Origin of the sequence: Streptomyces sp. NPDC051172, from assembly GCF_040682555.1 — a bacterium.
Classification (GTDB): domain Bacteria; phylum Actinomycetota; class Actinomycetes; order Streptomycetales; family Streptomycetaceae; genus Streptomyces.
Genome location: NZ_JBFBBE010000200.1, coordinates 1 through 10,695, shown reverse-complemented (window position 1 = coordinate 10,695; position 10,695 = coordinate 1). Strand labels below are relative to the sequence as shown.

Sequence of the window (10,695 nt, the reverse complement as noted above, 5' to 3'; positions counted from 1 at the left end):
CGGCCGGTGTCGGCCGCCCGCGCTCATGGCTGCTTGCCGAGAAAGGTCACGCAGCGCCCGCTCCTCCTGTGGGGGTCAGGCCTGCTGACGAACTCCCGGAGCGGGCTGGTTCCTCCTGAGCTGGGGCAGACGCGGCGGGGTGAGGAAGCCCTCCGCTGCGGCGCTGGCGATGCCGATGCGCGGCAGGTCTGCCGTCTTCTCGAACAGCAGGAAGCGGGGCTCCCAGACCGGTCGGTACTTGGCGTTGGCGCGGTAGAGGGACTCGATCTGCCACCAGCGGGAGAAGAAGGTGAGGATGGAGCGCCACAGCCGGAGCACCGGTCCGGCGCCGAGGCGTGCGCCGCGTTCGAAGACGGCGCGGAACATGGCGAAGTTCAGCGACACCCGCCGTACACCCAACTCCTCGGCGCGCAGCAGCAGTTCGACGACCATGAACTCCATCAGGCCGTTCTCGCCGTCCCGGTCGCGGCGCATGAGGTCAAGGGACAGCCCGTGCTCGCCCCAGGGAACGAAGCTCAGCAGCGCCCGCAACTCGCCTTCGGCGTCGTGGCACTCCAGCATCACGCAGCTTCCGTCGCCGGGGTCGCCGAGCCGGCCGAGCGCCATGGAGAAGCCGCGCTCGGTGGCACCGTCGCGCCACTGGTCGGCGCGTTCGACCAGCGTGGCCATCTCGGCGTCGGGGATGTCGGCGTGGCGGCGCATACGCACGGTGTACCCGGCCCGCCGCACCCGGTTGTGCGCCTGGCGTACGACGCGCATGGCGCGGCCCTCGAGGGTGAACTCGGTGACGTCCACGATGGCCTCGTCGCCGAGCTCGAGGGCGTCCAGGCCGTGTCGGGCGTAGATCGTGCCGGCCTCCTCGCTCGCGCCCATCACGGCGGGCGTCCAGGCGTGGCGGCGGGCCTCGGCGAGCCAGGCGTCGATGGCGCCGGGCCACGCCTCCGGGTCGCCGATCGGGTCGCCGGAGGCGAGGGTGACGCCGCCGATCACGCGGTAGGCGACGGCGGCCTTGCCGGTCGGCGACCAGATGACCGCCTTGTCGCGGCGGAGCACGAAGTAGCCGAGGGAGTCGCGCTCGCCGTGCCGGTCGAGCAGCGCGCGCAGCCGCTCCTCGTCCTCCGCGCCGAGCAGGTCCCGGCCACGGGGCGAGCGGAAGCAGACGTACAGGACGAGGCAGAAGGTCGCCGCGACCATGAGGTTGACGATGACGTCCACCCAGCGGGGCGCCTGTACGGCATGCACGCGATCGGCGAGCGGGCCGACGCTGATGCCCCGCAGCAGCGTGTACGCGACCTTGTCGAACAGCGTGGCACCGTGGAGTTTGTTGGTCGCGCCGACCAGCAGCGTGCCGATGGTGCCGCTGACCAGGATGCCGCCCGCTCCGAAGGCGAGCGCCAGCTTCGGGTTGGACCGGTCCCCGACCGCCTCGAACTCCCGGCGCCCGATCAGCAGCGCGGCCACGAACAGGCCGGTGATCAGGGCCGACCCCCAGTTGAAGACGTGCGCCCGGAACGGGTTCTGGGTGAGTGCGACGAGGTACAGCGCGAAGAGCGGCCCGGCAAGGGCCATGTTGACCGTCCAGGCGGCCCGCTTCCTGCGCCGCATCACCAGCGACAGGAAGATCGCGAGCGCGGCCGAGACCAGGCCGGCGGTGGCCAGGTACGGAGTGAAGTACTCCCCCGCGTGGTGTGCATGGAACCGGTGAGCCGTGTGGGAGGCGTAGATCCTGCCGGTGTTGTGCTCGTCGACCTCGCGCCGGAACGGCACGGACACGACCGCCGCGATGTTGAGCAGGGCGATCAGCCGCAGATACCAGACGGTGAATGCGGCTGCCCGCGCCCGCAGCCGGGAGGGGGCGGGCGGTTGTTCGGTGGTGGAGCGCCGGCGGGGGATCAGGGCCGACTGCTGCTGGGCGGTCATGACTGGGGTCACCTTGGGGAGTGGGCGGTGGGATCGGTACGGGTGGGGACGGGGCGCGGCAGAGGGCCGTCGCGTGCCCGACCCCTTCTACCGCGTAGTCCGAACGAATGCCAGCCGGAGGCCTGCGGCGCCCGGGGCGGAGATGGTTGCCCGAAGCTGGTGCATCGGCCGGGGGGCTGGTGGTCGAGGGCCTGCCGCATGAGCCGTGAGGTCGCCTCGGTGAGGTCCCTCACCGGCGTATGGGCGTCGGCGGCTCCGGAACCGGACCGGACGAGCCCCTGCGCCTGGATACGGTCGAGCGCGCCGTGTACGGTTTCGCCGGACGGAGAGCCGATCTCGGCCCGGATCTCGACCGCGGTCAGCTCCCTGGCCGAGGCCGACAGGGTGGCAAACACCTTGCTCTCCGCCTCGCGCTCGGAGCGCCGCTCCTGAGGGTGCCCTGCGGATCCCCCCGGCCGGCAGCCATGATCGGTGCGCGGTACTTCGTTCATCTCTCTTCCCGCGTGCTTGCCGTCCACCCCACCCTACGCCTTGTAGGGCGAGAGCACCCTACATCTTGTAGGACTGATGAGGTGCGGCCGGGACGGCGAAAGATGGCCGGCCCCGGTGGCCGGCCTGTTCACCTTCGCGCAGTTGAGGACGACAGGCTGCCGGTGGGGGTTGTCTGTGCGGGTGGATCTGGCGGTCACCTTGACCGTCCCTTGGTGCTCCTTTGGCCAACCCGCTGTCACGAGGGGAGGCGAGGAGACACGTCTCGATCTCCTCGACGGCAGAGGGGCGACGGTGAGGGTGCGGCGGTCTGCCGCCCGCACGGGGTGTTCGACGGGGGACGACAGCCCCGGGCCGGCCCCGCGTTCGCTGCCCCGCGGAGCCGGTCGGCGGCGCCGCCGGGCAGCCGGACCGGACGACGTACCACCGCGACGGGCTGCGCAGCGGATTCGCCCCGGGCACACCGGCGCCCGGTACGCTCCGGCCGGCCTGGACGGCCCGGCTCGGAGCTGTCGTACGTCCCGTCGTGGGCGTGGTCGTCGCGGTCCTCGTGACGAGTGCCCGCGGTCGCGGCACCGGCGCCACCGATCAGCACGGTGGCCGCGAGCACAGCGGTGACGGTGTGGCGACGACCGGTCAGGGGGCGCTTGCGGGCCTTCAGCCGAAACATTGGCGGTTTCCCGGTCTCCCGCTCTCCACTTGCTGGGAACTTCGAGCCCTACCTGGACCGCCGCACCCACGCCGGCCTCGAGGAGGCCGTCGGCGAGGTCGAGCGCCTCGGCCGCATGGTCCACGGCCTGCTGGCACTGGCCCGGCTGGAGAACACCGCGACCACCCCTGAACCGGTCGACCTGGACGGCGTACTGGCCGAGCGGGCCGCGATGTGGGAGCCGCTCGCCGCCGAACAATACGTCGCCGTCGACGTGACCGGCCTGCCGCTGGGCCAAGTGTGGGCGATACCAGGCGCGTTGGAGCAGATCATCGACGACCTGGTCGCCAACGCCCTGCGCCTGTCGCCGTCCGGCACCACCATCACTCTCGCCCGCACCCCCGGCACCGAATTCCATGTCGTCGACCAGGGGCCCGGGATGAGCGAGGCCGACCGCGCACGTGCCTTCGACCGCTTCTGGCGCTCCTCCGACTCCCACCACGGCGGCACCGGCCTCGGTCTGCCCGTCGTCCGCCACCTCGTCCACGCCTCCGGCGGTGAGGTCACCCTCGACGCCGCGTCCGGCGGTGGCCTGGACGCCCGCGTCCGGCTGCGGCCCGTGACCGGCGGACGGTCACGGCCGGGGAACGGCCCGAAGCGCGCGATGCGGGCAACAGCGAGGGCCCGCTGACCGGTGGAGGTCCACTCCAGGGAGCGACGCCACCGCCGCGCCAATCGCGCCGCCCGGCCGGGCCCCGGCATGGGTCACCCCTGCTGGTCAGCGCTCCCGGCTTGGGGTGGGCCCGCCGCGTCCAGGCGGGCGAGCAGGAAGGGAAGCAGCCCCCGCTCCAGCAGGGCCAGCCGCCAGGCTTCCTGCGCCTGACTCACCGTGGTGTTCCCATCGGGTGGCTCCGAGTGGTCGGCGGGTGCGCGGTTGCGGGCCGCCGTCGTCAGCAGCCACGCCAGATCACCCAGGGTCGCCCCTGCCGCCACGGCGGCGGCGACCACGCCCACCGCGATGAGCCCGTCGCCCAAGTGCGGGCGGGCGTCCAGGGCATGCAGGCTGAACCCGGTCAGCAGGAACACGCCCGCGGCAACGGCTCCGAGGCTCGGCACCAGCACCGCCAGCGTCGCCAGCAGCCCGCCACCGTCCTCGCGTGCAGCAGCAGTCGAGTCGTCGTCGCGCCGTCGCCCGTGCTCGGCCTCGACGGCAGAGGCCCACAACCGCAGATAGCGGTCGTACTCGACGGCGGCGGCACCGGCTATGAGGCCCCGCGCCTTCAGGGCTTCGGCCCGAAGTCGCCCGCGGGTCGGTCCTGTGACGGCGCAGCCGATCGCGTCCGAGAGCTCGGCCGAGTCCAGGGCCTGGTCCAGGATCTCCTCGAAGGCAGCCACACCCACCGGTGACAGAGTGTCAGGCTCTTTCACGGGTCCCCCGTCCTCGACTCACCGCCGCCGGGCCGAATCGACGGGCAGCCTGCACCCTACAGTGTGTAGGGTTTTGCGGGGAGACGGGGTGACATGCGTAGCCCGACGGTATCCGAGCGCTGTGGAGGAGACCCGGCTGGGACTTCGAGGCGCCGCTCGTCGCGCTCGATCTGGTTGCGTAGGTCACAGGCATGGTCAAGGGCCGGTCATGGGCGGGAAAGTCGTGTCGCGGCAGGCGTATTCTGTGAGCGGTTTGACCAGACACCTCGTTCGGTGAGGCGTCTTCACGGACACAGGCCACTGATCCCACCCGTCGAGAGACGCTCCGGATCAGGACAGGTCTCCCCGGCCCAAGGGGTGACCCCAAGTGGCTTCCACCGCCCGTTCGCGGGGGATCACGCCGTGGAGTGCCAAAGCTCTGACGAGTTGGGGTGCGGCGGAGCCGAGTGCTCCCGGTTGCCCCTTGCCGTATGGCTGCGCCCGTTGCGCGGCCGGGACCGGGAGGAGGCGAGATGGACAGTAGTCCGGGCCATAGTCGGCCCTCCTCCGTGTTGTCCGCGCTGTCCTTCCGTGGCCTCGGACAGCCCGTCCTTCCCTGACTGCTGCCGCACATCGGCTCTGCCGGGCCGAGCGTCGGCGTGCCGTCGTCGTGCCGTGTGCCGACGGATCGGGGGGAGGCGCGCTGCCCAGGGCCGCCCGGTGCCCCGCCATGGTGGGGCAAGGGGGTGTTCGTCTTGGCTGCCCACACTCTGCTCATGTCCACCTCGGCCCGCCTGCGCGACCGGCGGGTCACTCTGGAACGCCGTGCCACCGCGTCCAAGGCGGTGCGTACGTCACTGGTGTCGCTCGCCGGACTCGTCGGAGGTCCGGTCACCAACCAGTCCGGCGACGAGGTCGGGCGCGTCGTCGACGTCGTCGCCCGGCTGTACGGGCCGGAGCCCTACCCGCCCGTCACGGGGCTGATCCTGCGCATCGGCCGACGGCGGACCTTCCTGCCTGCCGACGCCGTCGGCAAGTTCCAGGCGGGGCACGTACGGCTGCGCACCGCGCGGGTCGATCTGCGTGACTTCGCCCGCCGCCCGGGCGAGGCGCTGCTGGCCAAGGACGTCCTCGACCACCAGCTGGTCGACGTGGACGGGGTCCAGGTCACCCGCGCCGCCGACCTGTATCTGGCGCCCCTGGTCGACCAGGTCGTGCTCGTCGGGGTGGACGTCTCGCTGCCCACCCTGCTGCGCCGCCTCGGCCCACGCCGCTGGCAGGCGAGGCCGACTCCGGAGCGGGTGCTGGACTGGCAGTCGGTGGCCCCCTTCGCCGAACAGGCCACCGAAGGGCCGCCCGAGGTGCGGCTGCGCGCCTCCAGGACCGCACTGCACCGGCTGCGCCCGGCCGATCTGGCCGACATCCTCGAAGACCTGGGCCGTGCAGAGCGCCAGCAGCTGCTGGGCTGGCTGGATCCGGAGCAGGCCGCCGACGCACTGGAGGAGATGGAACCGGCCGAACTGGAGAACCTGCTGCGCGAGGCCAAGCCGGAACACGCCGCCCGGCTGGTGGACGAGATGGAGCCGGACGAGGCCACCGACGCCCTGCGCGACCTCACCGGCGAGGAGCGCGAGGCGCTGCTGACCCGTATGCCGAAGGGGGAGGCGGCCGAGCTGCGGCGGCTGCTGACCCACCGCGAGGGCACGGCGGGCGGCGCCATGACCACCCTGCTGGTCACCGCCCGCCGCGACGCGACCGTCGCCGACATGCGGGCACTGCTGGCCGAACAGGTCGAGCACCGCACCGAGGTCGACGCCGTCGCCGTCGTCGACGACGAGGGCCGGGTCCTGTGCGACATCCCCCTCTTCGACCTGGCGGTGGCCGAGGACACGGCCCCGGTCGCCGACCTGGTGACCTGGCGGGCCCAGTTCGGCCCGCCCGTCACCGTGCACGCGGACACCCCGCTGTCCGACGCCGCCGACCAGTTGGTCGCGGCCCGCGCGTCCTCCCTCCTGGTGGTCGACGACGGTGACCGCCCGCTCGGCCGGATCCTGGCCGACGACCTGCTCGACGCCCTGCTGCCCGAACGCGGGCGCCTGCACTTCCGGAGGTTCCTGCAGTGACCCGCGACCTCGACACCACCCTCGCCACCCCGGAAGCCCCCGCGCGCCGCACCGGCTGGCGCCGCATCACCCTGGTCGCGGCGATCGCCGGCCCCGGCCTGGTCGCCGCGAACGCCGGCAACGACGCCGCCGGCATCGCCACCTACGCCTCGGCGGGCGCCCAATTCACCTACGGCACCCTGTTCTTCATGGTGCTGGTCACCATCGCCCTGGTCATGGTGCAGGAGATGGCCGTACGCCTCGGCGCCCACACCGGCAAGGGCCTCGGCGCCCTGATCCGCGAGCAGTTCAGCCTCCGCCTGAGCGCACTGGCCGTGTTCTGCCTGCTGCTGGCCAACACCGGCCTGGTGGTCAGTGAGTTCGCGGGCATCGGCGCCGCTTTCGAACTCCTCGGCGTCCCCAAATGGGCGGTCATCCCACCCGCCGCGATCCTCCTGTGGGCCCTCGTGCTGTTCGGCTCCTACCACTGGGCCGAACGCATGTTCCTGATCATGTCGCTGGCCTTCTTCGCCTACCCGATCGCGATGATCCTCGGCCACCCCGACTGGGGCGCCGTAGGCCACCACCTGGTGGTCCCGCACGTCGAGCCGAGCAAGGACTTCATCCTCCTGGCGGTCGCCTTGATCGGTACGACCGTCAGCCCGTACATGCAGTTCTACGCCGCCGCAGGCGTCGTCGACCGGGGCGCCAAGCCCGCCGACTACCCCCTCATCCGCGCCGACGCGATCCTCGGCGCCGTCTTCGCCTGCATCATCAGCCTGACCATCATCATCGCCACCGCCTCCGCCATCGGCGGAACCGGTCCGCTGAACTCCGCCGCCCAGGCCGCCGAGGCACTCAAACCGGTCGCCGGCCAGAACGCGGAACTCCTCTTCGCCCTCGGCCTGATCGGCGCCTCCGCCCTGGCCGGAGCCGTGGTTCCCCTCTCCGCCAGCTACGCCATCGGCGAGGCCGCCGGTGTGGAACGCTCCGTCTCCCGCAGCTTCCGCGACGCCCCGCTGTTCCTGGGCCTGTTCACCGCCCAGATCGTGCTCGGCGCCACGGTCGCCATGACACCCGTCGACGTCATCCAACTCCTCATCGGCACCCAGGTCCTCCAGGGCCTGATCAGCCCCATCGTCCTGGTGTACCTCCTGGTGCTGACCAACCGCCGCTCCGTCCTCGGACCTGCCGCCAACGGTCCCCGCTACCGCATCGCGGCCACCGCCGTGGTCGTCGGAGTCGGCGCCATGTCCACCATCCTTCTGCTCCAGACAGTGCTCGGCTGGTTCGGCCTCGCCTGACGCCCACCGGGGACGTCAGGCGTCGCGCACCAGGACTACGAGCTTTCGGACTGCTCCGGTGCCTGGAAGCCGCCGAGCTTCGGCTCGAGCAGTTCGGCCAGTCGCAGCGGGGTGCGGTCCTCGAACATCGGACCGACGAGCTGCACGCCCACCGGCAGACCCCCGGGGGACCGGCCCGCGGGTACGGCGGTGGCGGGCAGGCCGGGCATGGTGGCCAGACCGGCCCAGACGAGCTGGTCCAAGTACGGGTACTCGACGCCGTCGATGTCGAGTCGGCGACCCATCAGATCGGGATTCTGATCGTGCGGGAATGCCGGAGTGGGCGTGACGGGACACACCACGGCGTCGAACTCGGCGAAGACCTGCCGCCAGCCGTGGCGGTGCAATTCACGGCGGTGGCTCGCCTCCATCCAGTCGCGGTGGCTGAACGCCATGCCGCGCAGCCGCGCCGCATCGAGACTCCGGTCGTCCGCGCTCAGTCCGGCAACATGGGTTCGCAGCTCCTCGTACGTTTCGACGGGCAAACGCGCGGCGGAGTTCGAGAACAGCAAGTGCATGTAGATCTCGGCGGCTTCGGTGAGACTCGGCAGCAGCGGACTGTGCCGTTCGACGCGGGCGCCGGCCTCGGCAAGCGCGTCGGCCACCCGGTTCACGCCCGCACGCACAGCGGACCCGGTCGCAATGAGCGGATGCTCGTCGAGCACCAGGACCCGGAAGTCGCTGAGCCGCTCGTGGCGCGCGGGCGGCAGCCGCAAGTCGTGCGCCACACCGAGCGTCAGCGGGTCAGGACCGGCCATGACGTCGAGCAGAAGCGTGAGGTCGCGGGCGCTGCGCGCCATCGGACCGACGACAGCGAGGTCGGGCTCGGCCGGCAATGCCGGCGTGGGCGGCGGGACCATGCCGCGGGTCGCCGCCAGCCCGACGGTCGGCTTGTGGGCGTAGACACCGCAGAAATGCGCGGGGGTGCGCAGTGAACCACCGATGTCGGAGCCGATGGACAGCGCGCCGAATCCGCACGCCAGGGCGGCCGCTGATCCGCCGGAGGATCCACCCGGCGTACGGCCGTGATCCCACGGGTTGTTGGTGGTGCCGTAGATCTCGTTGAAGCTCTGCACATCCTGCAGTCGCAGGGGCACATTGGTCTTGCCGAGCACCACCGCGCCTGCGGCCTTGAGCCGCGACACCTGCACCGCGTCCTCCGTCGGCGTGTAGTCCCGGTGCGGCGGTATGCCCCAGGTCGTGGGCAGCCCGGCGATGTTGTAGGACTCCTTGACCGTCACCGGAACGCCGAGCAGCGGCCGGTCCTCCCCGCGGGCGCGGGCCTGGTCCGCGTCGCGCGCGGCGGCCCGCGCACGGTCGAAGTCCGGCACACAGATCGCGTTGACCGCCTTGTCGTCCCGCTCAATACGGGCGATCGCCTCGTCGGTCAGTTCCACCGAGGTCACTTCACCGGCACGCAGGGCAGCCATGAGCTTTTCGGCCGTCAGAAAATTCCACTCCATGAATCGGACCGTATCGGTGTCCGAGTGAGGCCATGAAATGCCGCTCCCCGCAAGGCGGTCAGCGGAAATCCCTTGGCGAATGGCCTGCTGGTCGTGCCAAGCTGTCCTCCACAAAGGGGTGTAGCTCAGCTGGCCAGAGCGCCGGTCTCCAAAACCGGATGCCGCAGGTTCGAATCCTGTCTCCCCTGCCACTGATCATGCCGTCGCGGCCCGCGCCCACTGCACCGTCTCGCCATGCTGCGGGCCCGCTCGTAATACGCCCTGCAAAAGAATTCGTTTTTGGCGGCGGACCCACGCCTCAGTCGCCCCGTGACACTCCAGTAATGCGATATGCGTATGGTGCATGAGCCCTGCGCGATAGAGTCGGCATCATGGGTATGAGCCTTGAAGAGCGGGTGCGATCGGCGGTGGCGGCGCTTCTGCATGCGGCCGGCGAGTCGCAGACCGAGCTGGCCGCCGCTCTGGGGGTGAGCCAGGCCCAGGTGAGCCGACGTCAGTCCGGTACCGCCGCCTGGAGTCTGACCGACTGCGAGGTGGTCGCCGCGCACTACGGCATCGACGTCCTGGAACTCCTGGCGGGACCCACCCGGGCCACGGAGGCAATGCCTGCCGCGCGCCGCCGCGTTTCCGGCCGCCCGGCCGGCACTCCACGCCCCGCAGCCGTCGAAGGAGGCGTGTGATGACGGACTTCGGCGCGATCGACGCCCTGCTCGCCGGCGCCAAGAAGGAGGTGGCGCTGCCTCCAGTCGAGGAGCGGCGCGCTCTGCGCGAGGAGCGGCGCGCCCTGCGCGAGGAGCTGAACGTCTCACGTACCCAGCTCGCGCAGGCCCTCGGGGTCAGCCCGTCCACGGTAGGGGGCTGGGAGTCCGGACGCGATCCGAGCGGCGAAGTGCGGGAGAAGTACGCGTACTTCCTCGAGGGAGCGAGGACCAAACTGGCCGCCAAGGCAGGCAATGCGGCCGAGGAAGCACCGCCCCGGGAGCCGGAGGACGAGGCTCGCGCGGATGCCGAGCAGTCCGCCGACCAGCACGACGACATCGACGTGCTCGCCACCCCCGAGCCGTGTGTCCTGTGCGGGCAGCCCGCCCGCCACCAGGTTGCGGGCTTCCCCCAGCACCTGGACCCCGCCGAGTGCCACGCCGCCACGCCCGTGGAGTCGAGCGAGCCCGCGGCGCCGCAGAGGCCTGCCGAGCGCACGGAAACCTCGCCTGCACAATCTCCCGGCCGGCAAGGGCCAAGGCCGGGAAGTTAAGGATCTTCTGGTCGGTGTCGAGCGTGTCGGGTCAGCAGGCGAGGGCGTAGGTGGCGGGGCCGGTCTTGTG

General features: G+C 71.5%; 8 protein-coding genes, 1 tRNA gene and 1 riboswitch. Of the genes, 6 read left to right on the top strand and 3 right to left on the bottom strand.

Annotated elements, in window-relative coordinates:
* Positions 1–75: 75 nt before the first annotated feature.
* Complete coding sequence (locus AB0N07_RS48190) at positions 76–1,920, bottom strand: phosphatidylglycerol lysyltransferase domain-containing protein (RefSeq protein ID WP_365846907.1); 1,845 nt, start codon at positions 1,918–1,920, stop codon at positions 76–78.
* 1,136 nt (positions 1,921–3,056) lie between these two features.
* On the opposite strand from AB0N07_RS48190, the gene AB0N07_RS48185 reads away from it, so the two are divergent.
* The gene (locus AB0N07_RS48185) at positions 3,057–3,749 is read left to right on the top strand and encodes a HAMP domain-containing sensor histidine kinase (RefSeq protein WP_365846905.1); all 693 of its coding nucleotides are present in this window, start codon (positions 3,057–3,059) and stop codon (positions 3,747–3,749) included.
* 74 nt (positions 3,750–3,823) lie between these two features.
* On the opposite strand, the gene AB0N07_RS48180 is transcribed toward AB0N07_RS48185, so the two are convergent.
* Positions 3,824–4,486: a hypothetical protein gene (locus tag AB0N07_RS48180; protein WP_365846903.1), complete on the bottom strand. Its 663-nt coding sequence runs from the start codon at positions 4,484–4,486 to the stop codon at positions 3,824–3,826.
* A 258-nt stretch (positions 4,487–4,744) separates the two neighbouring features.
* A riboswitch (M-box (ykoK) riboswitch) is annotated at positions 4,745–4,924 on the top strand.
* A 317-nt stretch (positions 4,925–5,241) separates the two neighbouring features.
* Between AB0N07_RS48180 and AB0N07_RS48175 the strand changes: the two genes are divergently transcribed.
* Positions 5,242–6,588 (top strand): CBS domain-containing protein, encoded by a 1,347-nt coding sequence (locus tag AB0N07_RS48175; RefSeq protein ID WP_365846901.1) that lies wholly within the window; start codon positions 5,242–5,244, stop codon positions 6,586–6,588.
* Positions 6,585–7,871: a divalent metal cation transporter gene (locus AB0N07_RS48170; protein WP_365846899.1), complete on the top strand. Its 1,287-nt coding sequence runs from the start codon at positions 6,585–6,587 to the stop codon at positions 7,869–7,871. The genes AB0N07_RS48175 and AB0N07_RS48170 overlap by 4 nt, the downstream gene beginning before the upstream one ends.
* Positions 7,872–7,906: 35 nt before the next feature.
* On the opposite strand, the gene AB0N07_RS48165 is transcribed toward AB0N07_RS48170, so the two are convergent.
* A complete protein-coding gene (locus AB0N07_RS48165; protein WP_365846898.1) occupies positions 7,907–9,373 on the bottom strand; it encodes an amidase in 1,467 nt (488 codons plus the stop codon).
* A gap of 114 nt (positions 9,374–9,487) precedes the next feature.
* Between AB0N07_RS48165 and AB0N07_RS48160 the strand changes: the two genes are divergently transcribed.
* The 3 genes from AB0N07_RS48160 (at position 9,488) to AB0N07_RS48150 (ending at position 10,625) form a co-directional block, all read left to right on the top strand.
* Positions 9,488–9,564 (top strand) — tRNA-Trp (locus tag AB0N07_RS48160).
* Positions 9,565–9,744: 180 nt separating this feature from the next.
* Complete coding sequence (locus AB0N07_RS48155) at positions 9,745–10,053, top strand: helix-turn-helix transcriptional regulator (RefSeq protein ID WP_365846896.1); 309 nt, start codon at positions 9,745–9,747, stop codon at positions 10,051–10,053.
* On the top strand, positions 10,053–10,625 hold the full coding sequence (locus tag AB0N07_RS48150) for a helix-turn-helix transcriptional regulator (protein ID WP_365846894.1): 573 nt from the start codon (positions 10,053–10,055) through the stop codon (positions 10,623–10,625). Before AB0N07_RS48155 ends, AB0N07_RS48150 begins: the two co-directional genes overlap by 1 nt.
* The last annotated feature ends 70 nt before the right edge of the window (positions 10,626–10,695 follow it).

Excerpts from the sequence above, each read along its gene's own strand:
- AB0N07_RS48190 (WP_365846907.1), bottom strand. The coding sequence starts at position 1,920 with ATGACCGCCCAGCAGCAGTCGGCCCTGATCCCCCGCCGGCGCTCCACC.
- AB0N07_RS48175 (WP_365846901.1), top strand. The coding sequence starts at position 5,242 with ATGTCCACCTCGGCCCGCCTGCGCGACCGGCGGGTCACTCTGGAACGC.
- AB0N07_RS48165 (WP_365846898.1), bottom strand. The coding sequence starts at position 9,373 with ATGGAGTGGAATTTTCTGACGGCCGAAAAGCTCATGGCTGCCCTGCGT.
- AB0N07_RS48155 (WP_365846896.1), top strand. The coding sequence starts at position 9,745 with ATGGGTATGAGCCTTGAAGAGCGGGTGCGATCGGCGGTGGCGGCGCTT.
- AB0N07_RS48150 (WP_365846894.1), top strand. The coding sequence starts at position 10,053 with ATGACGGACTTCGGCGCGATCGACGCCCTGCTCGCCGGCGCCAAGAAG.